Raw genomic sequence first — 26,518 nt, 5'->3', positions numbered from 1 at the left:
TCTCCCCCTTGTGGGGGAGATGTCCGGCAGGACAGAGGGGGGCGCTGTCCCGCCGACATCTCGATCGGTCGCAAATTGCAGCCTCAGATTGTTCTAGGCTGGTCGTAATATGAACGAGGTTGGCGATCCTTCGCGCCCCCCTCTGCCCTGCCGGGCATCTCCCCCACGAGGGGGGAGATCGGCAGCTTCGGCGACGGCAGCAGTCAATCCGGCCCGAAACCCGGCGACGTCACACTCCCATCATCCAATTTCGACAGCCATTCGACCAGCGTCGTCCGGTAGCGCGTCAGGCCTTTGTAATTAGCGAGTTCGTCGGGGAGGTCGCGGATGACGCGGTGCAGGCGCCGAGCCCATTTCGGCTGCGTCACCAGCTCGTCCATCTTGATCAGGTAGCAGCGGATCGGGAAGACGATCGCATTCGAGCGCGGCAGCCGCCAGAAACTCTGCAGCTCGACGCGCAGATGCACCTTGTCGCCGACATTTTCCGGCGTCACCGTCGCGCGGTCCGGACCCCATTTGTGATAATTTTCCGGGCTGGTATCGAGGCGCGGATTGATGGTCATCGTCCAGTTCAGCCGCCGTGCCGGCTTGCCCTGCTGGATGTTGGTGAGGAACTTCAGCGCCCGGACGAATATGCCCTTCTCATGCGCCAGCGGCACCGGCGCGTGCCATTCGAAGAAGTTCATGCCGATGTCGAAATCGAGCGACCAGTCGGCCTGGGTGGTGACCATGCCGGCATCCATCCACAGATTGCCGTCGCGCTGGTCGAGGATGCAAAAATCACCCTGGCTCTGCCGGGTGATGTATTCCATCGGCCCATAGGGCAGCGTCGAGACGTCGCCGAAGGTGAAGCTGTCGTCGATGCCGAGCGGCCGGTTGATCCAGCGCCAGCGATCGCCGTCGCGGATCAGCGTGAAATGCTCGGGATAGCCCAGCGCCTGCTGCTCCATCAGCAATTCGAGCAGGTCCCAGCCGGCCAGCGTCATGTGCGGCAGCGACTGGCAGCGCAGCGGGTCCTCGACGAGCACCAAAGCGCGGTCCTGCATTTCGGCGACATAGTGCTCGTCGACGTCGATCAAATTCTCCAGCACGCTGCCCTTCGGCCCGACGACATGCGGCTCGATGTTGACCGCATACATGTAGCTGTCCTCGTGGAACGGGAACGGGAACCGCCTGATGTGCTCGGGGCTGTTCCTGAAGGTGAAGTCGTCGCGGAAGGTTTCCTTGCGAAAGGTAATGCCCAAGCTCGCCTCCTATCTTTCCAGCACCAGCGACCTGCCCTCGAAGCGCGACACGCAGGGCATGATCTTGCAGCCCGAACGGTGGTCTTCCTCGCTCAGCCAGTGATCGTTGTGGATGAATTTGCCGTCATGCGACATGACGTTGGTCTCGCATTGGCCGCAGACGCCGCCGCGGCACAGATAGGGCGGATCGACGCCGGCCGCCTCGATCGCCTCGAGCAGGCTCTGCTGCTCGTCGACACAGATGGTCTTGCCGCTGAGCGCCAGCGTCACGTCGAAAGGGGCGCCGGGCTGCGGCGCCGCGAAATGCTCGAAATGCACGGTCTCGGGAGGCCAGCCGAGAGCGGCGGCACGCTCGCGCACCCAGCCGATCATGCCGGACGGGCCGCAGACGTAGAGATGCGTGCCGAGCGGCTGCGACGACAACAGCCGGTCGAGATCGACGCGCTCGTCGCGGTCGTCGTGATAGAGTCTGACCCGGCGGTCGTAGCGCTCCCTCAGCAGGTCGGCATAGGTGCCGAGCGAGGCGGTGCGGCAGGTGTAATGCAATTCGAAATTGCCGCCTTCCGCCGCCAGCTGCGCGGTCTGCGCCATGAACGGGGTGATGCCGATGCCGCCGGCCAGCATCAGATGCTTCCTGGCGCGCAGATCGAGCGAGAACAGGTTGACGGGATAGCTGACCACCATCTCCGTGCCCGGCCTGACCTGCCTGTGCATGAACAGCGAGCCGCCGCGGCCGGCGTCGTCGCGGCGAACCGAGATGGTGTATTCGCGGGTGTCGAGCGGCGAGCCCATCAGCGAATAGGGATTGAGCCTGGTGCGCTCGCCATCGCGCATCTCGACGACGACATGGGCGCCGCCGGAAAAGGTCGGCAAAAGCTCGCCGTCGCGCCTGCGGAAATGAAAGCGCGTGACCAGTTCGTTGACCGGGACGACATCGCTGACAACGACATCGAGCTTGGTGGTGCCGGTGCTCATCGAAAGACCTCCTCGATCGGAGGAATTTCGCTGCGATCCTCGGCGTTGATGCAGACGCCCTGGAAGGCGGCGAGCCGCCGCGAATAGTGGTCGCGCACCAGAAGCAAGAGGCCGCAATGCGAACAGGTCGCCGGCTGCGTCGTCACGTTCTCGGTGATGCCCTTGCAATGGACGCACTGCATGCGGCGCGCCAGCGAGCCGCGATGCTCGGTCTGGATCGAGGTGTGGTCGATGCCGGCTTCGAGCGCCGCCTGCATGGCCTGGCCGATCAGCCCTTCGGTGCCGGCAAGATAGAGCCTGAGGCCCATATGCGCATTGGCCAGCGTCTGCTTCAGCCGCGGCAAAGCGCTGGCGAAGGAATGGCCGAGGTAGAACTGCGCCGGCTTCAGCGCTTCGAGCATATCGGCATATTTGCCGTCGCGGCCGGGAATGAAGATGATGTGGGCGCCGCCGAAGAAATCCGCCGGTGCCTTGGCGGCCAGATCGGCGATCGCCAGCGCTCCCTCTGCATCCGCTATGAAAAGATGATGCTTGCCGGGCTGCGGAGACAGGGTCCCATAGACCGGCCGGCTGATGATGCTTTTCGCTGCCATACCCGCAGTATGCCTCAGCCTTTCGCCGTGCGCTTGGTCTTCTTCGGATCGTCGAAGGGAAGCGGCTCGGCGGTTGCGCTGATGGAGCCGCTCTTGTTGCGGATCTCGAGCCTGGTGCCCTGCACCGCGCAGTCGACGTCGAGCCGGGCAATGCCCATCGATTTTTTTACCAGCGGCGAATACATGGCGCAGGTCACCACGCCGACCTTTTTGCCGCCGCGGTAGACCGGTGCGCCCTCGTCGGCCGGCTCCCTGCCTTCGAGCAGCACGCCGTAGATCTTGAAACGCTCCTTGCCCTTGAGGCGGTAGTGCTCCTCGGCGCCGCGAAAGCCCGTCTTGCCGGGGCTGACGGTGAAGTCGAGACCAAGCTCCCACAGCGTGTCGCCGGGACCCTCGTTCTCGAACGGGTATTTCTGCGAATTGTCGTAGGGGTAAAACAGCAGGTAGCTCTCGACGCGCAGCATGTCGAGCGTGGTGAAGCGGCACGGGATGATGCCGGCGCTCTTGCCCTCGTCGAGGATCCTGTCCCAGATCGTGCCGGCGTCCTGGCCACGGCAGAAGATCTCGTAGCCGCGCTCGCCAGTATAGCCGGTGCGCGAGATCATCACCGGGAAGCCGAACAGCTGCGTCTGCATGTGATGGAAATAATTGAGGTCGCGAATGCCGGGCACATTCTTTGCCAGATAGTCGATCGCCGTCGGGCCTTGCAGCGAAAGGTCGTGCAGATTGTCGTCGAAGCGCAGCGACACGTCGCGACCGACCGAAGCGCGCTGCAGCTCTTCATGGCCGGTGCCCGAGCCATGCACGACCATCCAGGAATTCGGGCCGGTGCGGTAGAGGATGCAGTCGTCGGTGAACTTGCCGGCCTCGTTGAGCATGCAAGCATAGGCCGACTTGCCGGGATAGATCTTTTCGACGTCGCGCGTCGTCGCCAGGTCGATCAGATGAGAGGCGTGCGGCCCGGTGATGTGGACCTTCTTCAAACCGGACACGTCCATCAGGCCGGCCCTGGTGCGGATGGCGATATACTCTTCGTCGGCGTCCTTGTCGTAGGTCCAGGCGGTGCCCATGCCGCTCCAGTCCTCGAGCTTCGAGCCGAGCGCGCGATGGCGGTCCGCAAGCGTCGAAAATCTCCAGGATGCCGTCATCCGCTGGTCCTCCGTTCGAAAGAACTTTTTGCTTTCCCCTGCTCTCTGCACACAGGCGGGAGCGTTGCCCGAATATTGATCGCAAACGCCGGGAGCCTGCAATACCCGTAAGCAAATAATTTCATTGTCAGGCAAATCCGGCGGACCAAACAAACAGTTAACGCCGCGTAAAATCGTCTTGACAATTCCAGAATTCGGCCGGATTTTATGAAAAAAATTTCACTCTCTTGAAAGAGGGCAATGACCGGCCAATCCGGACCGGGCGTTGAAAAAGGGGAAAGCCGATGTCCGACCTGCAACAGCGCGTGGAAGCGTTGTACCGTTCCGACGTGCGTGGATCCATGCTCCTGATCGTCTGCCTGTGGGCGACGATCCTCTTTGTCCTGTTCATGACATGGCCATACATCCCCGACGCCGGCATCAAGCTCGTCGTCGCGGTCGCCGCCGCCGCCGTGCTGATCTTCAACTCGGCCGCGATCCTGGCGATGGTCAACCACTACAAGGAAGACAAGGACTTCATCTACGGTCTCGACATCAAGAATGCCGACGCCTACCGCAACCGCAAGTCCTGAGGGGAGACGCATGGCCCGCTATACACCGCCCGAACAGAGCAAGGCCGGACAGGTTTTCGATATCGCCGTCGTCGTGGTCGCGATTTTCGTCGCACTGTGGCTGCCGCTGAAACTAGGGCTGGCAGGGGCGGCAAAATCCATCGACGCGCTCGACGCCAAGACGTGGGAAGCGCTCGGACAAAACCCGACCATGGCCTCGATCTGGGAAAAGCTCGGCTACACGCCGGAAACCGCGCACGACATCATCCAGAACCGGTTCCACTACATCATCGACTGGCCGACGCTGATCATCATGGCCGCGGTGCTGATCGGCTATTTCATCTTTCTGTTCCGCGCATCGGACCGCGAATACCGCGACGTCATCGACGAAAAGTTCGGCGACAAATAGATAGGGAAGCATCGTCATGTGGGTGGCACTCTCTTACGCATGCTGGGGCATCTCGATCGTGCTCGCGCTGTGGATGCTCTACGACTGGTTCAAGATCGACACGACCTATTCCGAAGAGATGCTGACCTCGTCCAGGGAAGGCGAACTTGAAGCCGTGTCCGAAAAACACCGGATCTGAGTGGGGGATTGAACGATGACGATCACGGCTGAACCAGCGGTGCAAGTGCAAGGCGACAGGGTTTCGCTGCTCAGGGTGCTCGGCCCCGCCCATGTCTGGGCGCTCGGTGTCGGCATCGTTCTGGTCGGCGAATTCACCGGCTGGAATTTCGCGGCGGACAAGGGTGGCGCGCTGGCGGCGCTGATCGTCTGCTGGATCGTTGGCCTGCTCTACACCTCGGTCGCGATGATCGATTCCGAAGTCACCTCGACGGTTGCTGCCGCCGGCGGCCAATATGCGCAGGCCAAGCACATTGTCGGGCCGCTGATGGCCTTCAACGTCGCGCTGTTCCTGGTCTTTGCCTACACCATGCTCGAAGTGTCGGACGCGATCCTGCTCGGCGACACGATCGTCGCCAAGGCCGGCGTCGAGGGCCTCAACCACAATTCCTTCATCGCCGCGACCATCGTCGTGCTGGCATGGCTGAACTATCGCGGCGTGCTGATGACGCTCAACGTCAACTTCGTCATCACCGCCATCGCCTATGTCTCGATCGTCATCCTGTTCTTCTCGGTCAGCCCGTGGACGCAAGGCGCCGTGCTGAAGCTGAACGAACTGGTCACCCCCGGCAACGCCCTGCCCTATGGCTGGATCGGCGTCATCGCCGCCTTCCAGTTCGGCATCTGGTATTATCTCGGCATAGAGGGAACCACGCAGGCGGCCGAGGAAGTGCGCTCGCCGGCGCGCTCGCTGCCCTATGGCACGATGGCCGGCATGATCACGCTTTTGATCGCCGCCGCCATGACCTGGTATGTCTGCGCCTCGCTGATGCCCTGGGAATATCTCGGCATCACCTACTATCCGCTGTGGGACGCAGGCAAACTGACCGGCAGTGCGCTGCTGGAAAACCTGCTGTTCACCGCGACGCTGCTTGCGGCGCTCGCCTCCGCCAATGGCTGCATCAACGACGCCGCGCGCGCCTGGTTCTCGCTCGGCCGCGACCGCTATCTGCCGACCTGGTTCTCGGCGGTGCATCCGAAATACCGCACGCCCTATCGCTCGATCCTGTTCCTGCTGCCGATCGCGCTCGCCTTCGCCTTCATCGCCGACCTCAACCAGGCGATCACCTTCTCGATCCTGTCGGGCGTGCTGCAATACACCTTCATGAGCATCAACATCATCATGTTCAGGAAGAAGTGGCCGCTCGGCTCGATCCGCCGCGGCTACACCCATCCCTTCCATCCGCTGCCGGCGATCGTCTTGTTCTGCCTTTGCGTGGTCACCTTCTTTGCGATCTTCCTCGGCTTCGGCTCGCAGCTGATCGCCATGGTCGCTTTCTACTTCCTGATCTCGCTGTGGTTCCACTTCTACCGCTACAAATTCGTGCGCCGCGGTGCCCAGTTCACCATGCCGTGGCCGAAGCCGCAGGGCTACTGACGGCGCGCCCGTTCTGGGCGGGCATTTGCGTGACGAGGTGCGTTAGGTGATCTCAGCATTGCTCGCCGGGGCGGTTGCCCTGGCTCTCGTCCTCCACATAACCTGGCTTGCGCGGGCCAGCCACGCCAAGGCTTCGACCGCGCTTGCCGCCGAGGAGGCGGTGCTCCGCGAAATCATTCCCGACGTGGCCAATATCTCGGACGGCACTGCCGGCGTCGTCACCTTCGCCGGCTCGTGGAACGGCCGGCAGGTGCAGGTGCGGACCATCGTCGACACGCTGGCGATCAGGAAGCTGCCGGCGCGCTGGCTGAGCGTTTCGATCACCGAAAAGGTCGCGATACCAGGCACTTTCGACATGATGATGCGGCCGGGATCGCCGACGACTTTTTCCAATTTCGATCATCTCGACCATACGCTGCCGAAGGCGGCTGAATTTCCGGCCGAGGCGGTGCTGCGAAGCGACCGCAAGGGCGTGCGCTTCCCCGAGGCCCTCATCGCCGGCCACCTCGACATCTTTGCCGAGGGGCGCGCCAAGGAATTGCTGATCACACCGAACGGCGTGCGCATCGTCTGGCTTCTGGCCGAGGCCGAGCGGGCGCGCTACGGCGTATTCCGGCAAGCCGAATTCGGCACGGTCAGGCTCGATCCGGTGCTGATCGAGAGGCTGCTGTCGTCGGCTTCGGCGCTGCGCGATGCCATCAATCAAAGCGAACGGCAAGCGGCATGAGCAGCCAAGGCACCACCTCCCTCGCACCACCGAGCCCCTATCTCGTTCTCGGCGCCGCGATCGTCTTGCCGGCAAGCGGGCATGTCGTGCTCGGCGTGCCGGTGCGCGGCCTGCAATTTCTGTTCTTCATGGTGATCCTCGCCTGGGTCACCGCCAAGATCGCGCCGCCCGACGCCAGCTTCGTCGGGCGCCATGCCGGCGGCTTCCTGATCTATGCCCTGTCGATCCTGGATGCCTACAAGATCGCCCGTATCCGCTATGCCAAATGGGTTCACAATGGCGGCGCGCGCGGCGATAGTGCGGCCGGCGGCGCCTCAGCCGATATATAACGACAGGAAAATTTTTTTCATACCAATTGAATTCCCCGGACTCATTCGATACATCTCGGAGGGAACAAACTCGCGGAGCCTGACATGTGCGGAATCGTCGGACTGTTTTTGAAGGACAAGTCGCTCGAGCCCCAGCTTGGCGCGATGCTGTCGGAGATGCTGATCTCGCTCAGCGATCGCGGTCCCGATAGCGCCGGCATCGCCATCTATGGCGCCCCCTCCAGTGAAGCCAAGATCACCATCCAGTCGGCCAAGCCGGAGCGCGATTTCCGCGGCCTCGACGCCGAACTAGCCAAGGCAATCGGCGCGCCGGTGAGCATTGCTGCGAAGTCGACGCATGCGGTAGTCAGGACGACGCCTGCCAAGATCGACCAGGCGCGTGAGGCGATCCAGGCACTGCGCCCCGACATCCGCATCATGGGTGCCGGCGACGTCGTCGAGATCTACAAGGAAGTCGGCTTGCCGGAAGCGGTCGTCGACCGTTTCGGCGTCCGCGAGATGACCGGCACCCACGGCATCGGCCATACCCGCATGGCGACCGAATCGGCGGTGACGACGATGGGCGCGCATCCGTTCTCGACCGGCGCCGACCAGTGCCTGGTGCACAATGGCTCGCTGTCCAACCACAACAATGTCCGCCGCGAGCTGATCCGCGAAGGCATGACATTCGAGACCGAGAACGATACCGAGGTCGCTGCCGCCTATCTCTCCTCGCAAATGGCGCATGGCAAGAACCTCGGCGAGGCGCTGGAAGGCACGCTGAGCGACCTCGACGGCTTCTTCACCTTCGTCGTCGGCACCAAGAACGGTTTTGGCGTGGTGCGCGATCCGATCGCCTGCAAGCCTGCCGTAATGGCCGAAACCGACCAGTATGTCGCCTTCGGCTCGGAATATCGTGCGCTCACCAAACTGCCCGGCATAGACAATGCGAAGGTCTGGGAACCCGAGCCCGCAACCGTCTATTTCTGGGAGCATTGAACCAATGCCGGCAATCAACCTCTCCAAGGCGGGTCGCGAACAGAGCCATGCGTCACGGGTCTTCGACCTGGCCGAAATGTCGCTGCGCGAGCTCAACCAGGCGCTGCACGATCTGGCGCCCGGTTCGAACGAAACCGCATGGGAAGTACTGCACCCGCGAGGCAGCCATTCGGTCGCCGTCGGCGTCGACCAGCCGGTCGCCATCGATGTGCGCGGCAGCGTCGGCTATTATTGCGGCGGCATGAACGACGGCGGCACCATCACCGTGCATGGCTCGGCCGGACCCGGCGTCGGCGAGAACATGATGTCCGGCCAGATCGTCGTCAAAGGCGACGCCAGCCAGTATGCCGGCGCCACCGGCCGCGGCGGGCTGCTGGTCATCGAAGGCAACGCGTCGTCGCGCTGCGGCATCTCGATGAAAGGCATCGACATCGTCGTCCATGGCAATATCGGCCACATGTCGGCCTTCATGGCGCAGTCCGGCAATCTCGTGGTGCTGGGCGATGCCGGCGATGCGCTCGGCGATTCCATCTACGAGGCGCGGCTTTTCGTGCGCGGCAAGGTCGAAAGCCTCGGCGCCGACTGCATCGCCAAGGAGATGCGGCCCGAGCATCTCGAATTGCTGCAAAACCTGCTCGACCGCGCCGGCGTGACCGGCGTCAAGGCGGCGGAGTTCAAGCGTTATGGCTCGGCTCGTACCCTCTACAATTTCAATATCGACAACGCCGACGCGTATTGAGGCTCAATGACCTATCGCAACCCGCCGACGACGCCGCGCAAATCCGCGACCTTCGACGACTACACGCTTTCCGAGATCCGCCGCGCCGCGGCGACCGGCATCTATGATATCAGGGGCGCCGGCGCCAAGCGCAAGCTGCCGCATTTCGACGACCTTCTGTTCCTCGGCGCCTCGATCTCGCGCTACCCGCTCGAAGGCTATCGCGAGCGCTGCGACACCAGCGTCGTGCTCGGCTCGCGCTATGCGAAAAAACCGATCGAGCTGAAAATCCCGATCACCATTGCCGGTATGAGCTTCGGCTCGCTGTCCGGCCCGGCGAAGGAAGCGCTCGGCCGTGGCGCGACCCTGTCAGGCACCTCGACGACCACCGGCGACGGCGGCATGACCGAGGAAGAGCGCGGCCATTCAAAGACACTGGTCTACCAGTACCTACCGTCGCGCTACGGCATGAACCCGCGCGATCTGCGCCGCGCCGACGCGATCGAAGTGGTCGTCGGCCAGGGCGCCAAGCCCGGCGGCGGCGGCATGCTGCTCGGCCAGAAGATCTCCGACCGCGTCGCCGAAATGCGCACGCTGCCGAAAGGCATCGACCAGCGCTCAGCCTCGCGCCATCCCGACTGGACCGGGCCGGACGATCTCGAGATCAAGATCCTCGAACTGCGCGAGATCACCGACTGGGAGAAGCCCATCTACGTCAAGGTCGGCGGCGCGCGGCCCTATTACGATACGGCGCTTGCGGTGAAGTCGGGCGCCGATGTCGTCGTCGTCGACGGCATGCAGGGCGGCACCGCCGCAACCCAGGAAGTGTTCATCGAAAATGTCGGCCAGCCGACGCTTGCCTGCATCAGGCCGGCCGTGCAGGCGCTGCAGGATCTCGGCATGCACCGCAAGGTGCAGTTGATCGTCTCCGGCGGCATCCGCAACGGCGCCGACGTCGCCAAGGCGCTGGCGCTCGGCGTCGACGCGGTGTCGATCGGCACGGCAGCGCTTGTCGCGCTCGGCGACAACGACCCGCGCTGGGAAGCGGAATACAACGAACTCGGCACGACCGCCGGCGCCTATGACGACTGGCATGAGGGACGCGACCCGGCCGGCATCACCACGCAGGATCCCGAGCTAATGAAACGGGTCGATCCGATTGCGGCCGGACGACGGCTGGCGAATTATCTTAAGGTGATGACACTTGAGGCTCAGACAATCGCCCGCGCCTGCGGCAAGAACAGCCTGCACAATCTCGAGCCCGAGGATCTTGTGGCCTTGACGATCGAAGCCGCCGCCATGGCCGGCGTGCCGCTGGCCGGCACCAACTGGATACCGGGCAAGAACGGCTTCTAAAACAAACCAAATGCCAGTAAGCGAGGAACTATAATGGGGAACGATCTCGCCGCCTTCGCCAAGGAGAAGGGCGTCAAATATTTCATGATATCCTACACCGACCTGTTCGGTGGGCAGCGTGCCAAGCTGGTGCCGGCGCAGGCGATCGCCGACATGCAGCGGGACGGTGCCGGCTTTGCCGGCTTTGCCACCTGGCTCGACCTGACGCCGGCGCATCCCGACATGCTGGCCGTGCCGGATCCGGCCTCGGTGATCCAGTTGCCTTGGAAGCCCGAAGTCGCCTGGGTCGCCGCCAACTGCATCATGGACGACAAATCGGTCGAGCAGGCGCCGCGCAACACGCTGAAGCGACTGATTGCGGAGGCCGCTGGCGACGGCATGCACATCAAGACCGGCGTCGAGGCCGAGTTCTTCCTGATCTCGCCGGACGGCAAGACGATTTCCGACGAATACGACACGGCGTCGAAGCCCTGCTACGACCAGCAGGCGGTGATGCGCCGCTATGACGTCATCGCCGAGATCTGCGACCACATGCTGGCGCTCGGCTGGGGCGCCTACCAGAACGACCACGAGGACGCCAACGGCCAGTTCGAGATGAACTGGGCCTTCGACGATGCGCTGGCGACCGCCGACAAGCATTCCTTCTTCAAATTCATGGTGAAATCGGTCGCCGAAAAGCACGGCCTGCGCGCGACCTTCATGCCGAAACCGTTCCAGGGCCTGACCGGCAATGGCTGCCATGCCCACATCTCGGTGTGGGACAAGGACGGCAAGACAAATGTCTTCGCCGACAATGCCATGGAGCTCGGCCTGTCGGCAAAGGGCAGGAATTTCCTCGGCGGCATCATGAAACATGCTTCCGCGCTTGCCGCGATCACCAACCCGACTGTCAATTCCTACAAGCGCATCAACGCGCCGCGCACCATCTCCGGCGCCACCTGGGCGCCGAACACGGTGACCTGGACGGGCAACAACCGTACCCACATGGTGCGCGTGCCTGGTCCCGGCCGCTTCGAGCTGCGCCTGCCGGACGGCGCGGCAAACCCCTATCTGCTGCAGGCCGTCATCATCGCCGCCGGCCTCGACGGCGTCCGCTCCAAGGCCGATCCCGGCCGGCGCTACGACATCGACATGTACCAGTTCGGCCATACGGTCGAGGGCGCGCCGAAGCTGCCGCTCAACCTGCTCGACGCGCTGCGCGAGTTTGACAACGACAAATCGCTCAAGGCGGCGCTGGGTGAGGAATTCTCGTCGGCCTATCTAAAGCTCAAGCAGCAGGAATGGAATTCCTATGCTTCCCACTTCACCCAGTGGGAGCGCGACCACACGCTCGACATCTGATCCGGAATTGTTGCACGCCCGGCGCGAAACAGGTTCATGAAATACTCGATCTTCTCCCTCGCCCGGGCGGCATTTTCCGGCCACAAGAACTGGCAGCGCACCTGGCGCGACGCCAGCCCGAAGAGCCATTACGACGTGGTGATCATCGGTGGCGGCGGCCATGGCCTGGCGACGGCATGGTTCCTCGCCAGCGAATACGGCATCAGGAATGTCGCGGTGCTGGAAAAGGGCTGGATCGGCTCCGGCAATGCCGGCCGCAACACCACCATCATCCGCTCCAATTACGGGCTGCCCGGCAATACCGGCTTCTACGAGCTTTCGATGAAGCTGTGGGAGCGGATGGAGCAGGACCTCAACTACAACACCATGGTCAGCCAGCGCGGCGTCATCAACCTCTACCATTCCGACGCACAGCGCGACGCCTATGCGCGGCGCGGCAACACCATGCGCATCAACGGCATCGACGCCGAATTGCTCGACCTGGCGGCGGTCAGGAAGATGATGCCGTTCCTGAACTTCGACAATGCACGCTTTCCGGTGCAGGGCGGGCTTTTGCAACGACGCGGCGGCACGGCACGCCACGATGCCGTGGTCTGGGGCTACGCGCATGCAGCGAGCGCGCTCGGCGTCGACATCATCCAGAATTGCGAAGTGACCGGCTTTGTCCGCGACGGCAACGGCAAGGTGACCGGCGTCGAGACATCGCGCGGCAGGATCGGCGCCGGCAAGGTCGGCATGGCGGTTGCCGGCTCCTCGTCGCGCGTCGCGGCGATGGCCGGCATGCGGCTGCCGATCGAAAGCCATGTGCTGCAGGCATTCGTGTCGGAGGCGATCAAGCCGCTGATCCCCAATGTCATGACCTTCGGCGCCGGCCATTTCTACGTCAGCCAGTCCGACAAGGGCGGCCTGGTCTTCGGCGGCGATATAGACGGCTACAATTCCTACGCCCAGCGCGGCAATCTGCCTGTCATGGAAGACGTTTGCGAGGGCGGCATGGCGCTGATGCCGATGATCGGCCGGATACGGCTTCTGCGTCAGTGGGGCGGCATCATGGACATGTCGATGGACGGCTCGCCGATCATCGACAAGACGCCGGTCGACGGGCTCTATCTCAACGCCGGCTGGTGCTATGGCGGCTTCAAGGCGACGCCAGGTTCCGGCCTGGTCTTTGCCCATCTGCTGGCACGCGACGAGCCGCACAAGGAGGCGGCGCGCTTCCGCCTCGACCGCTTCCGGCGAGGTGCGATGATCGACGAAAAGGGCCAGGGCGCCCAACCGAACCTGCATTGAAGGCTGGCTGAAGAAGCATGCGCATTGTCTGTCCCTTCTGCGGCGAACGCGAACTCGGCGAGTTCACCTATCTGGGCGACGCCAAGCCGGCGCGTCCGACGGCCGGCGCCACCGAAGACGAGGTCTTCGACTACGTCTATCTGCGCGACAACGTCGCCGGGCCGATGAGTGAATACTGGTACCATGGCGGCGGCTGTCGGGCCTGGCTGAAGGTCGCCCGCAACACGCTGACGCATGAGATTTCCTCCGTCGAGCCGGCGGCGGGCGTTGGTGCCGCCAAGGTGGGCGCTTGATGGTTGGCCCTGCGCAGACACACCGGCTGGAGAGCGGCGGTCTCATCGATCGTTCCGCTCCGCTGGGCTTCCGCTTCGACGGCAAGAGCTATGCCGGCTTCCAGGGCGACACGCTCGCCTCGGCGCTGATCGCCAATGGCATCAAGCTGGTCGGCCGCTCTTTCAAATACCATCGGCCGCGCGGCATCCTGACCGCTGGATCCGAAGAGCCGAACGCGCTGGTCGAACTGCGCACGGGAGCGCGGCGCGAGCCGAACACCAAGGCGACCACAGCCGAACTTTATGACGGGCTCGAAGCGGCCAGCCAGAACCGCTGGCCGTCGCTGCGCCATGATCTGATGGCGGTCAACCAGCTGTTTGCGCCGATCTTCGTCGCCGGCTTCTACTACAAGACCTTCATGTGGCCGGCGAAATTCTGGGAAGCGGTCTACGAGCCGGCGATCCGCCGCGCCGCCGGCCTCGGACGCGCTGCCGGCGGCGCCGATCCCGACCATTACGACAAGGCGTGGGCGCATTGCGATGTGCTGATCGCCGGTTCCGGCCCGGCCGGGCTTGCGGCGGCATTGGCGGCCGGGCGCAGCGGCGCCCGCGTCATCCTGTGCGAGGAAGATTTTGCGTTCGGCGGCCGTCTGCTTGCCGACGGCGGCACGATCGACGGCGAGCCGGCAGCCGAATGGATTACGCGCACGCTGGGGGAACTCGCCGCGCTCCCCGATGTCCGCATCATGAACCGCACGACACTGTTCGGCGTCTATGATGGCGGCACCTATGGCGCCATCGAGCGGGTCAACGACCACCTGCCCTCGCCGCCCGAGCACCAGGTGCGCCAGCGACTGTGGCGGATCGTAGCCAGGCGTTGCGTCGTTGCCGCCGGCGCCATCGAGCGGCCGATCGTCTTTGCCGGCAACGACACGCCGGGCGTGATGATGGCTTCGGCGATGCGGACCTATGTCGCGCGCTACGCGGCGACGCCGGCAAGGCGGATCGCCCTGTTCACCAACAATGAGGACGGCTGGCGCACGGTCGAGACCGCGCTTGCCGCCGGTCTGCAGATCGCGGCGGTGATCGATGGACGCCCGGACGTCTCCGCCGCGCATCGCGCGCTTGCCGCCAAAGGCGGCTTTGCCGTGCTCAACGGCTCGGTCAGCGGGGTCGAGGGCGGCAAGGACGGCGTTAGGAAAATTGCGGTGGCGCTCACCGGCGGCGCACGCGCCGAGGTCGAGGCAGACGGACTTGCCGTCTCCGGCGGCTGGAATCCGGCGGTCGGGCTGACTTCCTACCATCGCGGCCGGCCGAAATGGCAGGACGATATTGCAGCCTTCGTGCCGGACGGCGCGCCACCCGGCATGGTGGCCGTCGGCGCCGCCAACGGCGCCTTCGGGCTGGGCGACTGCCTGCGCCAGGGATTTGCCGCGGGTGCTACGGCAGCGCAGAGCGCCGGACGAAGCGGCAATGCCGGCACATCGCCGGTCGCCGACGACGAAGCCTTTTCGCTGACGCCGCTCTGGCATGTGGCCGGCAAAGGGAAAGCCTTCGTCGATTACCAGCATGACGTGACCGCGTCCGACATCGAACTGGCGCAGCGCGAAGGCTTCGAGTCGGTCGAGCATCTCAAGCGCTATACGACGCTCGGCATGGCCACCGACCAGGGCAAGACCTCGAATGTCGCCGGCCTCGCCATTATGGCGGCGGTGTCAGGCAAGTCCATTCCCGAGACCGGTACGACGATCTACCGGCCGCCCTATGTGCCGGTCGCCATCGGCGCCTTCGCCGGCCATCATCGCGACGAGAATTTTCATGCGACGCGACTGACGCCGTCGCATCGCTGGGCCGCCGAACAGGGCGCGGTGTTCGTCGACACCGGCCTGTGGAAGCGCGCGCAATGGTATCCGCGCGCCGGCGAAAAGGACTGGCTGGAATCGGTCACCCGCGAGGTCAAGGCGGTGCGCTCCGGCGTCGGCTTCTGCGACGTCTCGACACTCGGCAAGATCGACGTACACGGCCCGGATGCCGGCGCCTTCCTCGACCGCGTCTACATCAACACCTTCTCCAATCTTGCTGTCGGCAAAGCCCGCTACGGGCTGATGCTGCGCGAGGACGGCATCGTCTATGACGACGGCACGACGTCGCGGCTGGCCGAGGATCACTATTTCCTGACCACCACCACCGCCAAGGCCGGGCTGGTGATGCAGCATCTCGAATTCTGCCGGCAGGTGCTGTTTCCCGAGTTCGATGTGCAGTTGACCTCGGTCTCGGACCAGTGGGCGCAATTCTCGATCGCCGGGCCGAAGACGCGGGACCTGCTTCGCGAAATCGTCGATCCGGCGGAGGATTTGTCGAACGAGGGCTTTCCCTTTATGGGCGCGCGCGAAGTCGCGCTACGCGGCGGCATCAAAGCGCGGCTGTTCCGCATCTCGTTCTCCGGCGAGATGGCGTTCGAGATCTCGGTTCCGGCGCGTTACGGCGACGCGCTGGTGCGCAATTTGATGCTGGCCGGCAAGCCGTTCGGCGTGACGCCCTACGGCACCGAGGCACTCGGCGTCATGCGCATCGAAAAGGGGCATGTCGCCGGGCCGGAGCTGAACGGCACGACGACCGCCGCCGACCTTGGCTTCGGCAAGATGATGTCGACCAAGAAAGACTTCATCGGCCGCGTCATGGCGAGGCGCGAGGTGCTGGTTGCGCCGGACCGGCAGGTCGTGGTCGGCATCAAGCCGGTCGACAAGACACGCCGCCTGCGCTCCGGCGCGCATATCATGCCGAAGGGCAAGACACCCGGTCCCGATAACGACCAGGGCTACGTCACCTCGGTCTGCTTCTCGCCGACGCTCGACCAGTGGATTGGGTTGGCACTGGTTGAGCGCGGCCGCGAGCGCATCGGCGAGATCGTCCACGCGCACGACCCGCTGCGCGGCGAAGACTACGATGTCGAGCTGTGCAGTCCCGTCTTCTACGACCCGGATGGAGGGCGCCAGCGTGGCTGAGTTTTCCTGGATTAGCCGCAGTCCGCTGGAGAAGGCGCTTGTCGGCGGCGCCTATGGCGCGCGCGGCACGGCGGCGGGCGTATCGCTCACCGAGATCCGCAATTTCGACCTGATCCAGGTGATGGCGCGGCGCGGCAAAGCGGCAGAACTGGCGAAGGCTGCCGAAACCCGCTTCGGCGTTGCCGCCCCGGAAACGCCAAAGGCGGTCCGAGCTCCCGACGCTACGCTGATCTGGTCGGGACCGGATCAGTTCCTGGTCCTGTCCAATGGCGGCAAGCACACGATCGGACCGCTGAGCCAGGCGTTTGCGCAATCCGCCTCGCTGTCCGACCAGTCGCATGCCCGCGCGCTGATCAGCATTTCCGGAGAAAAGGCACGCGCGATGCTGGCCAAACTGTCGTCGCTGGACCTGCACCCGGCGGCGTTCCCGGCCGGCACCGCTGCCGCGACGTCGGTAGATCACACCAGCATCAATCTCTGGCGCGGCAATGACCGGCCGGACGGGCAGGCGGTGTTCAATCTTCTGGTATTTGCGACGTTTGCCGAAAGCCTGTGGCATACGATGCTCGATGCCGCCGCGGAGTATGGCGTCGAGATCCGGCATTCCGAGGAATTGGGGTAGCCTTGGCGCGTCTTCCCTTCTCCCCCTGGGGGAGAAGGGGGAGCTTGTGCCACCTTCACCTTGCCAAACCCGATCCCCCTGCTATTCTTCCCGCTAAAATAATTTCACACACAGGCAAACTTGTTTCTCGAAACCAGGGTTGAGATGAGCCAGTCGCCCTACCCCGCCGTCGCCGCCGGACCGCCCCGGCCGAGCCTGATCCTGCGGCCAGGCCAGATCGCGCTGCCGGCCGGGATGGAGCGCTATACCGTCCAGGGCAATGGCGCCGTGCTGATCGAGGTCGAGGCCGGCGATACGATCAGCGTGCGCAATGTCGAGGGCGGGCAGGCCTGCGAGCTGCTGGCATGGGATAGCAGCGGCGCGACCGATCCCGGCATTTTCGGCGAGAAATCGAACAGCAATGCCGCCGGCATCAAGGCGCTGCTGGCCGAGGGCGACGACAGCCTCGCTTCCTTGCGCCGGGGGCTCGAGCGACGACAGGTGCAGCTCGACCAGGCAAAGGCAGTGCGCGTGTTCGGCGGCGCCACCCCTGCCGGTACCGAACAGGCTTTTACCGTCGCCCGCGATGGGTCGATGGTGATTGCGGCGCCCGGTGGTCCGATGCTGGTCGACGGCCACGATACGGCGACGCCGCTTAGCGTCATCGTCCGGCGCGCCACCATCCGCCCGGCGGCGAAATCCAGGCTTGCCGACCCGCTGGCCGATCCCGTGCTCGACCTGCGCGTCAATTCGGCGACGGCGGAAGCCTACTTCGTCAAAGCCGGCGACTATCTGCAGATCATCGATGTCGACGGGCGTCAATGCACGGACTTCCAGTGCTTTTCGGCGCGCAAGCTGGACAAGGGCCGCGATCATCCGCTCGACGTGACGACGACGCGCACCCTGATGGGCTCGAGTTATCCGATGCCCGGCCTGCATTCGAAATATTATGACCAGGACATGGAGCCGCTGGTCGAGGTTATCCAGGACACTTGCGGCCGGCACGATGCATTCGCGCTCGCCTGCGCCGCCAAATATTACGACGACATCGGTTATCCCGGCCATCCCAACTGCTCGGAGAATTTCAACCGCGCGCTGGCCGACAAGGGTGTGACGCCCCGCGCCGGCTGGATGGCGATCAACTTCTTCTTCAACACGTCAATCGACGCGCATGGCGTCGTGGTTTCCGACGAGCCGTGGTCGCGGCCGGGCGACTATGTGCTGCTGCGCGCCTTGACCGACATCGTCTGCGTCTCGTCAGCCTGCCCTGACGATACGACGCCCGCCAATGGCTGGAACCTGACCGACATCCATGTGCGAACCTATTCCGGCCAGCACAAATTCTCGCGAGCGATCGCCAGACGCATGACGCCCGATTCGGAACCGAAAATGACCCGCGAGACCGCCTTTCATTCGAGCTTTGCCAAGCACACCCGCAACTTCGTCGAGTACAAGGGTTACTGGCTGGCCAATTCCTTCGCCAGGCAAGGCCCCATCGACGAATACTGGGCCTGCCGGCAGGACGCCGTGATCATGGACCTGTCGCCGCTGCGCAAGTTCGAGGTCACCGGGCCGGATTCGGAAGCGCTGCTGCAATACACGCTGACCCGCGACATCAAGAAGCTCGGCGTCGGCCAGGTCGTCTATTCCGCCATGTGCTACGAGCATGGCGGCATGATCGACGACGGCACGCTGCTTCGGCTCGGCAAGGATAATTTCCGCTGGGTCGGCGGCGACGATCTATCCGGCGAATGGCTGCGAGAAACGGCGCAAAAACTCGGCTTCACCGTGCTGGTCCGCTCGTCGACCGACCAGATGCACAACGTCGCAGTGCAGGGACCGAAAAGCCGCGACATCCTCAGAGAGATCATCTGGACCTCGCCGCTGCAGCCGTCGATCGACGAGCTTGAATGGTTCCGTTTCGCGGTCGCCCGCATCGGCGGCGGCAACGGCATTCCGGTCGTGGTTTCGCGCACCGGTTACACCGGCGAGCTCGGTTACGAGATCTGGTGCCATCCGCGCGACGTCGAAAAGGTGTTCGACGCGATCTGGCAGGCCGGCCAGCCGCACGGCCTGAAGCCGATGGGGCTGCAGGCGCTCGACATGGTGCGCATCGAGGCCGGGCTGATCTTTGCCGGCTACGAGTTCTCCGACCAGACCGACCCGTTCGAGGCCGGCATCGGCTTCACCGTGCCGCTGAAGACCAAGAGCGACGATTTCATCGGCCGCGAGGCGCTGATCCGACGCAAGGAAAATCCGCAGAGGAAGCTGGTCGGCCTCGACATCGACGCCAATGTCGCCGTCGGCCACGGCGATTGCGTGCATGTCGGCCGCGCCCAGATCGGCGTCGTCACCTCAGGCATGCGTTCGCCGCTGCTGAACAAGACCATCGCGCTGGCCAGGCTCGACGTCGCCCACGCGGCCATCGGCACCGAGGTCGAGGTCGGCAAGCTCGACGGCCACAGCAAGCGGCTGCCGGCGCGCGTCGTCGCCTTTGCCCATTACGACCCGCAAAAGACCAGGCCGCGCTCGTGACCGATCGCCCCACGGGAGGCTTAGTCCAGCCTTTCGGCGATGCGGCTGCTTGTCCTGTCTTTCACAGCAATGTGCACAGCGTCACAAAGCGCTTGACGTGAAAGGGCGTTGGGTCAATCTTCACTGCTAAGAATAAAATACTACTGAGGGGAAAACGCTTGGGCCGTTCAACGTGAGCGTCGATGACGCCTTCGCGAGATTGCGGCTGTTGCCGATGGGGAACATCAAAAATGGGGAATCCACGTAAATGAGCACGATAGTCACCACCTTGGTGCCGCCTGCCGAAGGGCAGCTGCACCGCAACATCGATTGGCGCGGCGCCTTCTGGGTAGCAAGCGGCGTTCCGGCCCTTGTCCTGTTTTCGATCGGCGGCATTGCCGGCACCACCGGAACGCTGGCCTTCCTGATCTGGACGGTATCCATGATCATGGGCTTCCTGCAGTCCTTCACCTATGCGGAAATCGCCGGGCTGTTCCCGAACAAATCCGGCGGCGCCTCGGTGTACGGCGCCACTGCCTGGCTGCGTTACTCGAAATTCATCGCGCCGCTTTCGGTGTGGTGCAACTGGTTCGCCTGGTCGCCGGTGCTGTCGCTCGGCTGCTCGATCGCCGCCGCCTATATCCTCAACGCACTGGCGCCGGTGCCGCTGTTCACCGACACTTCGCCGGAAGTCGCCGCCTATATCGCGGCCCATGCCGGAACCAGCGCCGCCGACGCCATCAACGCGGTCACCGCGGCGGCGACGCCGGCGATCCGCAACTGGACGCTCTACGGCCACATGCTAGGCCCGGTTTCCTTCACCTTCAACGCCACCTTCTTCATCGGCGCGGTGCTGATGCTGATCATCTTTTCGATCCAGCATCGCGGCATCCTGGGCACTGCCAACGTGCAGAAATATATCGGCCTGCTGGTCATCATCCCGATGCTGATCGTCGGCGCGGTGCCGATCGTCACCGGCCAGATCGATTGGGCGAATTTTTCGCCGCTGGTGCCGCTCGCCGCGGCCTATGCGCCGGAGCCCGGTGCGTGGAACATCGCCGGCTGGACGCTGGTGCTCGGCGGCATGTTCATCGCGGCATGGTCGACCTACGGTTTCGAGACCGCCGTCTGCTACACCTCCGAGTTCAAGAACCCGGGCACCGATACCTTCAAGGCGATCTTCTATTCCGGCCTGTTGTGCATGCTGCTGTTCATCCTGGTGCCATTCACCTTCCAGGGCGTGCTCGGCTTGAACGGCATGCTGGCGACGCCGATCGTCGATGGCTCCGGCGTTGCTGACGCACTGGCCGGTATGGTCGGCGGCGGACAGCTGATCCACAGCCTGCTGGTCATGCTGATGATCCTGGCGCTGGTGCTCTGCATCATGACGGCGATGGCCGGCTCTTCGCGCACGCTCTACCAGGGTTCGGTCGACGGCTGGCTGCCGCGCTACCTCAGCCACGTCAACGAGCATGGCGCGCCGACGCGGGCGATGTGGACCGACTTGATCTTCAACCTGATCGTGCTGGCCATCGCCTCGGCCGACGCGACGAGCTTCTTCTTCATCCTGGCGGTGTCGAATTGCGGCTACATCATCTTCAACTTTCTCAATCTCAATGCCGGCTGGATCCACCGCATCGACAATGGCCACATCGCGCGGCCATGGAAGGCGCCGAGCTGGCTGCTCGGCCTCGGCGCGATCTTTGCCTATGTCAACGCGGTCTTCATGGGCGCCGGCGCCAAGGTCTGGAATCCGATGGCATTGTGGGCCGGGCTGATCACGGCAGCCTTGATCATCCCGGTGTTCTGCTTCCGGCATTACATCCAGGACAAGGGCAAGTTCCCCGACCACATGCTGGCCGATCTCGGCATGAGCTCGTCCGACCTTGCGGTACGCAAGGCGGGCATGCTGCCCTACCTGACGCTGATCGCTGGGGTCGCAGTGGTGCTGCTCGCCAACTGGCTGTTCGTCATCTGAGGCTTGCCTTGAGGGATCGGGCGCGCGATGCGCCCGGTCCCTGCATTTTGTTCTTGCTTTGTGCCGGCAGCTATGCTACTAAATTCGCTATGGTGCTGATTCGCCCCGAGACCCGCCGCTGAGGCGGGTTTTTCGTTTCTGGACCTATTCTGGCTCAATCGATCTTGATGAACACGCCCTTGGTGTTGAGATATTCGTCGAGGTGCTCGGCGCCGCCCTCGCGGCCGTAGCCGCTCATTTTGTAGCCGCCGAAGGGCACGGCCGGATCGATCGCGTGATAGGTGTTGACCCAGACCGAGCCGGCGCGGATCTTGCGCGACAGCTGGTGGGCGGTGGCGAGATTTTGGGTGAAGACCCCTGCAGCCAGGCCGTAAGGCGTGTTGTTGGCCCGCTCTACCGCCTCGTCCAGCGTATCGAACGGCAAGGCTGAAATCACCGGCCCGAAGATCTCCTCGCGGGCGATCTTCATGTCGTCCGAGACACCGGCAAAGACGGTCGGCGCAACGAAATTGCCGGCGGCAAGCGCGCCTTCCGTGAGCCGTTCGCCCCCGGTGACGAGTTTTGCTCCTTCTGCGGTGCCAGCCTCGAGGTAACCGGTGACCCGTTGCAACTGCTTTTCGGAGACGAGCGGGCCGATCTCGGTCGCCGGGTCGATGCCGTCGCCGACCCTGAGACCCTTGGCATATGCCGCGAGCCGCTCGACGAACTCGTCATGGACGGCGCGTTCGACGAAGAGGCGCGAACCGGCGATGCAGATCTGGCCGGAATTGGCGAACACCGACATCGCGGCCAGCGGCACCGCTTTGTCGAGATCGGCATCGGCGCAGACGATGACCGGCGACTTGCCGCCGAGCTCCAAGGATACGCGCTTGAGGTTGCCGGCCGAGGCCCGCACGATCGACTGGCCGGTCACCGTCGAGCCGGTGAAGACGATCTTGTCGACACCCATGTGCTCGGCGAGTGCGGCGCCCGCCTCGATGCCGGTGCCGGTGACGATGTTGACGACGCCTTCCGGGACGCCGGCTTCGTTCATGATGTCGGCGATCAAAAGCGGCGTCAGCGGTGCCTCTTCCGACGGTTTCAGCACGATGGTGCAGCCGGTCGCCAGCGCCGGGCCGATCTTCCAGATCGACGCGGCCGTCGGTGCGTTCCACGGGATGATGGCGCCGACGACGCCGACCGGCTCCTTGCGGGTGAAGGAGACGATTTCGCCGGGCAGCGAGTTTTCGATCGTCTCGCCGTGCAGCGCCGTCGCCATGCCTGCATAATAGCGCAGCATGCCGATGACGCGGTTGCGATTGGCGCGGGTGCGCACGATCGGCATGCCCATGTCGGTGGTGTCGGAGCGGCTGATCTCTTCCCAGTTCTTTTCGAAGAGGTCGGCGATCCTCAGCAGCAGTACCTGCCGCTCATAAGGCTTGAACCGGCTCCACGGGCCCTCGAACGCCTTGCGCGCAGCAGTCACCGCAAAGTCGATGTCCTGGCGGTCGCCGCGCGGCACCGTGGCGATGACCGCGCCGGTGGCGGGGTTGCGGCTCTCCATGGTCCGGCCGGAGCGGGCATCGATCCAGCCACCGCCGATGAACATCCGGCGATGGCGCCCGTCGATCGGCAGCCGCAGCGGTGCCTTTGTCTGAGCCATGGTCATGACGGTCCTCCTCCGGCGCCTACGCCTGGTGGGCGGATTAAACCGCCGGAGGTCACATTTGCCAACAGCCCTATTCGGCCGCCAGGGCCAGTTGCGGCCTTTCGTTCTTTTCTTCCGTCTCGGCCGCCTGCTCCACCACCTTCTTGGGCTCCCTGCCGAAGAACAGCGCATAGGCTGCCGGCAGGACAAGGATGGTCAGCACCGTGGCGACGAGAATGCCGCCCATCATGGCATAGGCGAGCGGCCCCCAGAAGACGCCGCGCGAGATCGGGATCAGCGCCAGCACCGCGGTCAACGCCGTCAGCACGATCGGCCGGAAGCGGCGGACCGCCGAGCCGATGATGGCCTCGGAACGCCCCACGCCGGCGGCGATGTCCTGGTCGATCTGATCGACCAGGATGATCGAGTTGCGCATGATGATGCCGAGCAGGGCGATGACACCGAGGATGGCGACGAAGCCGAACGGGGCGCCGCTGATCAAAAGTGCCGCCGCCGCGCCGATGATGCCGAGCGGACCGGTCGCCAGCACCAGCATCGCCTTGCCGAAATGCTGCAGCTGGATCATCAGCAGCACGACGATGACGGCCAGCATGATCGGCGCTTTCGCCGCAATCGAGGCCTGGCTTTCGGCCGCATCCTCGGCGCCGCCCTGGATCTCGATCTTGTAGCCGGGGGCGAGGCTGGCGCGCAGACCCTGCATCTCGCTGTACATCTTCATGGCGACATCGTTCGGCTGCACGCCATCCGGAAGCGTGGCGCGTACGCTGATGGTCGGCAAGCGGTCGCGCCGCCATTCAACGCCTTGCTCCAGCACCGGGACGATCTTAGCGACCTGCGACAGCGGCACGGAGCCACCGAAATCGGTCGGGATATAGACGGAGTCGACCGCCGACAGCAGGTGACGGCTTGCCTCCGGTTCGCGGGCGACGATCGAAACCGTCTCCTCGCCGTCGCGGAAGTCATCGAGCGGCGCTCCCGACATGCTTGCCTGCAGCATCTGGCGGATGCGCTGCGAGGTGACGCCGAGCGCACGGGCACGATCCTGGTCGATCACCAGCTTCATCGCCGGCACCGGCTCCAGCCAGTCGTCGTGGGTGGCGCCGAGCAGCGGATTTGCCTGGAACTTCGCCTTCACCTCGTCGGCGATGCGGCGCACCTCCTGGCGATCCGGACCCATGACGCGCATCTGCACCGGCCAGCCGGTCGGCGGACCGAGGAACAGGCGATCGACCTTGGCGCGGATCGATGGGAAATCCTCGGCCAGGATGGTGCGCAGCTTGACGATCAGCCGCTCGCGGGCCGGTTCGTCATTGGCCATCACCAGAAGCTGGGCGAAGTTCGGATTGCGAAGCTGCTGGTCGAGCGGCAGGAAGAAGCGCGGCGCGCCTTCGCCGATATAGGTGGCAATGAAGCGCTTGTCCTTGTCGTCCATCATCCTGGCTTCGAGCGCCTTGGCCTGGGTCTCGACTTCCTTGATGCTGGTGCCTTCCGGCAGCCAGAGATCGACGAGGATTTCCGGACGCGACGATTGCGGGAAGAAATTCTGCGGGATGAACTGGAACGCCCACAGGCTGGTGGCAAAGGTCATCAGCGTCATCACCAGGACGATGATGCGATGGCGCACCGCCCATGCCACAGTCGAGCGAAGACGGCGGTAGAAGCGCGTGTCGAAGACATCGTGATGGCTGCCGGCGTGCTTGCGCTGCTTAAGGATCATGTGGCCGAGCCACGGCGTGAAATAGACCGCCGCAAACCAGGACACGACCAGCGCGATGCCGACGACGTAAAACAGGGTGCGCACATATTCGCCGGCCGTCGAGGCTGCGAAACCGACGGGGATGAAGCCGGCTGTGGTGATCAGCGTGCCGGTCAGCATCGGGAAAGCGGTCGAGGAGTAGGCGAAGCTCGCCGCCTCGACCTTGACCAGGCCTTCCTCGAGCTTTCGCTCCATCATCTCGACGACGATCATCGCGTCGTCGACCAAGAGGCCAAGGGCGATGATCAGCGCGCCGAGCGAAATGCGCTGCAGGTCGATGCCGAGCTCGTACATGATGGCAAACGTGGCTGCCAGGACCAGCGGAATGACGATGGCGATCACCAGGCCCGAACGCCAGCCGATCGACAGGAACGACACGAAAAGCACGATCAGCAGCGCTTCGCCGAGCGCTTCCATAAACTCGCTCACCGCCTCCTTCACGACATGCGGCTGGTCGGAAATCTGATCGACCGAAACGCCATAGGGCAGCGCCTCTTCGAAGCGCTTGTAGGTCGCTTCGACGTCCTTGCCGACGTCGGTGACGTTGAAGCCCTTGGCCATGACGACGCCGAGCTGGACGCTGTCGTGACCGTTGAAACGGTATTTGCGCTGGTACGGATCCTCGAGGCCGGAGGTCACCGTGGCGATGTCGCCGAGGCGCGTCACCTGGTTGCCGGCGCGCAGGCGAAGCTCGCGGATGTCGGCCGCCCTGGTGACGTCGCCTTCGACCGAAATGCGCACCGAACGCTGGCCGGTGTCGACCGAACCTGCCGGGTCGACGTTGTTCTGGCCTCGGATGGCATTCTGCAGGTCGGTCAGCGTCAGTCCGCGTTCGGCAAGCGCCTTGGATGAAACGTCTATGTAGAGTTTTTCCGGCTGGTCGCCGATGATCACGGCCTTCTCGACGCCAGGCGTCGTCAGCAGCATGTCACGCGCCTGGATAGCGAATTTCTTCAGCTCGGGATAGCTGTAGCCGTCGCCACTGATCGAATGCAGGGTGATGAACGTGTCGCCGAATTCGTCGTTGAAGTAGGGCCCGAGCAGCCCCTGAGGCAGCTCGTTGGCGATATCGCCGACCTTCTTGCGCACCTGATAGAAAGCATCGGCGACCTGGGCGGGATTGGTGTCGCCCTTGACCTGCAAGGTGATGATGGCGCTGCCGGCGCGGGTGTAGGAGCGGACGAAATCGAGATGCGGCGTTTCCTGCAGCTTGCGCTCGATCTTGTTGACGACCTGGTCTTCCATCTCCTTGATCGAGGAGCCAGGCCAGATCGCCTGGACGACCATGACGCGGAAGGTGAAATCGGGGTCTTCCTTCTGGCCCATGCGCATCAGGCCGAGCGCACCGGCGACGATGATCAGACCGAACAGGAAGCGGGCAATGCTCGGATGGCCGATTGCCCAGCGTGAAAGATTGAAAGACCGCTTTTCGTTGGTGTCGATGGTCATCGGCGTCAGTCCATTTCAATTTGATCAACAGAGCACGCGCCT

22 protein-coding genes are annotated in these 26,518 nt (G+C 64.0%); 16 read left to right on the top strand and 6 right to left on the bottom strand.

Features of this window, described 5'->3' with window-relative positions:
• Positions 1 to 203: 203 nt before the first annotated feature.
• From NKJ46_RS00990 to NKJ46_RS00975, 4 genes are read right to left on the bottom strand one after another with little or no spacing between them, the layout of a single operon-like run.
• On the bottom strand, positions 204 to 1,244 hold the full coding sequence (locus NKJ46_RS00990) for a heme-dependent oxidative N-demethylase family protein (protein ID WP_352660762.1): 1,041 nt from the start codon (positions 1,242 to 1,244) through the stop codon (positions 204 to 206).
• A 9-nt stretch (positions 1,245 to 1,253) separates the two neighbouring features.
• Positions 1,254 to 2,219 carry a PDR/VanB family oxidoreductase gene (locus NKJ46_RS00985; protein ID WP_352660759.1) on the bottom strand — a complete coding sequence of 322 codons (966 nt, stop codon included), beginning with the start codon at positions 2,217 to 2,219 and terminating at the stop codon, positions 1,254 to 1,256.
• Positions 2,216 to 2,812 carry a dimethylamine monooxygenase subunit DmmA family protein gene (locus NKJ46_RS00980; RefSeq protein ID WP_352660756.1) on the bottom strand — a complete coding sequence of 199 codons (597 nt, stop codon included), beginning with the start codon at positions 2,810 to 2,812 and terminating at the stop codon, positions 2,216 to 2,218. The genes NKJ46_RS00985 and NKJ46_RS00980 overlap by 4 nt, the downstream gene beginning before the upstream one ends.
• 14 nt (positions 2,813 to 2,826) lie before the next feature.
• Positions 2,827 to 3,960 carry an aminomethyl transferase family protein gene (locus NKJ46_RS00975; protein ID WP_352660753.1) on the bottom strand — a complete coding sequence of 378 codons (1,134 nt, stop codon included), beginning with the start codon at positions 3,958 to 3,960 and terminating at the stop codon, positions 2,827 to 2,829.
• A gap of 284 nt (positions 3,961 to 4,244) precedes the next feature.
• On the opposite strand from NKJ46_RS00975, the gene NKJ46_RS00970 reads away from it, so the two are divergent.
• The 16 genes from NKJ46_RS00970 to NKJ46_RS00895 all read left to right on the top strand — a co-directional run bounded on the left by NKJ46_RS00970 (position 4,245) and on the right by NKJ46_RS00895 (position 21,623).
• Entirely contained in the window at positions 4,245 to 4,532 is a 288-nt protein-coding gene (locus NKJ46_RS00970; RefSeq protein ID WP_352660750.1) for a hypothetical protein, read from the top strand.
• Between the two features lie 10 nt (positions 4,533 to 4,542).
• A complete protein-coding gene (locus NKJ46_RS00965) occupies positions 4,543 to 4,920 on the top strand; it encodes a hypothetical protein (protein ID WP_023673992.1) in 378 nt (125 codons plus the stop codon).
• A 16-nt stretch (positions 4,921 to 4,936) separates the two neighbouring features.
• Complete coding sequence (locus NKJ46_RS00960) at positions 4,937 to 5,098, top strand: hypothetical protein (protein ID WP_023673991.1); 162 nt, start codon at positions 4,937 to 4,939, stop codon at positions 5,096 to 5,098.
• 15 nt (positions 5,099 to 5,113) lie between these two features.
• Positions 5,114 to 6,514: an APC family permease gene (locus tag NKJ46_RS00955; protein ID WP_352660747.1), complete on the top strand. Its 1,401-nt coding sequence runs from the start codon at positions 5,114 to 5,116 to the stop codon at positions 6,512 to 6,514.
• A 46-nt stretch (positions 6,515 to 6,560) separates the two neighbouring features.
• Positions 6,561 to 7,241: a hypothetical protein gene (locus NKJ46_RS00950; protein ID WP_352660744.1), complete on the top strand. Its 681-nt coding sequence runs from the start codon at positions 6,561 to 6,563 to the stop codon at positions 7,239 to 7,241.
• Positions 7,238 to 7,570 carry a hypothetical protein gene (locus NKJ46_RS00945; RefSeq protein WP_352660741.1) on the top strand — a complete coding sequence of 111 codons (333 nt, stop codon included), beginning with the start codon at positions 7,238 to 7,240 and terminating at the stop codon, positions 7,568 to 7,570. The genes NKJ46_RS00950 and NKJ46_RS00945 overlap by 4 nt, the downstream gene beginning before the upstream one ends.
• Positions 7,571 to 7,654: 84 nt before the next feature.
• Positions 7,655 to 8,548: a class II glutamine amidotransferase gene (locus NKJ46_RS00940; protein ID WP_352660738.1), complete on the top strand. Its 894-nt coding sequence runs from the start codon at positions 7,655 to 7,657 to the stop codon at positions 8,546 to 8,548.
• A 4-nt stretch (positions 8,549 to 8,552) separates the two neighbouring features.
• Positions 8,553 to 9,287, top strand: coding sequence for a GltB/FmdC/FwdC-like GXGXG domain-containing protein (locus NKJ46_RS00935; RefSeq protein WP_352660735.1), 735 nt, complete (start codon positions 8,553 to 8,555; stop codon positions 9,285 to 9,287).
• A gap of 6 nt (positions 9,288 to 9,293) precedes the next feature.
• The gene (locus NKJ46_RS00930) at positions 9,294 to 10,622 is read left to right on the top strand and encodes an FMN-binding glutamate synthase family protein (RefSeq protein ID WP_023673984.1); all 1,329 of its coding nucleotides are present in this window, start codon (positions 9,294 to 9,296) and stop codon (positions 10,620 to 10,622) included.
• Positions 10,623 to 10,655: 33 nt separating this feature from the next.
• Complete coding sequence (gene glnT / locus NKJ46_RS00925; protein WP_023673983.1) at positions 10,656 to 11,963, top strand: type III glutamate--ammonia ligase; 1,308 nt, start codon at positions 10,656 to 10,658, stop codon at positions 11,961 to 11,963.
• Positions 11,964 to 11,999: 36 nt separating this feature from the next.
• Positions 12,000 to 13,253 (top strand): sarcosine oxidase subunit beta family protein, encoded by a 1,254-nt coding sequence (locus NKJ46_RS00920; protein WP_352660732.1) that lies wholly within the window; start codon positions 12,000 to 12,002, stop codon positions 13,251 to 13,253.
• Between the two features lie 17 nt (positions 13,254 to 13,270).
• Positions 13,271 to 13,546, top strand: coding sequence for a sarcosine oxidase subunit delta (locus NKJ46_RS00915; protein ID WP_352660729.1), 276 nt, complete (start codon positions 13,271 to 13,273; stop codon positions 13,544 to 13,546).
• Positions 13,546 to 16,530 carry a sarcosine oxidase subunit alpha gene (locus NKJ46_RS00910; RefSeq protein WP_352660726.1) on the top strand — a complete coding sequence of 995 codons (2,985 nt, stop codon included), beginning with the start codon at positions 13,546 to 13,548 and terminating at the stop codon, positions 16,528 to 16,530. The genes NKJ46_RS00915 and NKJ46_RS00910 overlap by 1 nt, the downstream gene beginning before the upstream one ends.
• Positions 16,523 to 17,152 carry a sarcosine oxidase subunit gamma gene (locus NKJ46_RS00905; protein ID WP_352660723.1) on the top strand — a complete coding sequence of 210 codons (630 nt, stop codon included), beginning with the start codon at positions 16,523 to 16,525 and terminating at the stop codon, positions 17,150 to 17,152. The genes NKJ46_RS00910 and NKJ46_RS00905 overlap by 8 nt, the downstream gene beginning before the upstream one ends.
• A gap of 144 nt (positions 17,153 to 17,296) precedes the next feature.
• Positions 17,297 to 19,666: a trimethylamine N-oxide demethylase gene (locus NKJ46_RS00900; RefSeq protein WP_352660720.1), complete on the top strand. Its 2,370-nt coding sequence runs from the start codon at positions 17,297 to 17,299 to the stop codon at positions 19,664 to 19,666.
• A gap of 247 nt (positions 19,667 to 19,913) precedes the next feature.
• The gene (locus NKJ46_RS00895) at positions 19,914 to 21,623 is read left to right on the top strand and encodes a trimethylamine N-oxide permease (RefSeq protein ID WP_352660717.1); all 1,710 of its coding nucleotides are present in this window, start codon (positions 19,914 to 19,916) and stop codon (positions 21,621 to 21,623) included.
• A 154-nt stretch (positions 21,624 to 21,777) separates the two neighbouring features.
• On the opposite strand, the gene NKJ46_RS00890 is transcribed toward NKJ46_RS00895, so the two are convergent.
• Entirely contained in the window at positions 21,778 to 23,271 is a 1,494-nt protein-coding gene (locus NKJ46_RS00890) for an aldehyde dehydrogenase family protein (protein WP_352660714.1), read from the bottom strand.
• A gap of 70 nt (positions 23,272 to 23,341) precedes the next feature.
• Positions 23,342 to 26,476 (bottom strand): efflux RND transporter permease subunit, encoded by a 3,135-nt coding sequence (locus tag NKJ46_RS00885; RefSeq protein WP_352660711.1) that lies wholly within the window; start codon positions 26,474 to 26,476, stop codon positions 23,342 to 23,344.
• Positions 26,477 to 26,518 lie beyond the last annotated feature (42 nt).

The organism is Mesorhizobium sp. M0166, from assembly GCF_040322255.1.
Taxonomy (GTDB): Bacteria; Pseudomonadota; Alphaproteobacteria; order Rhizobiales; family Rhizobiaceae; genus Mesorhizobium.
Note: the sequence above shows the minus strand (reverse complement) of the source record. Positions and strands in the feature narration are given on the sequence as shown.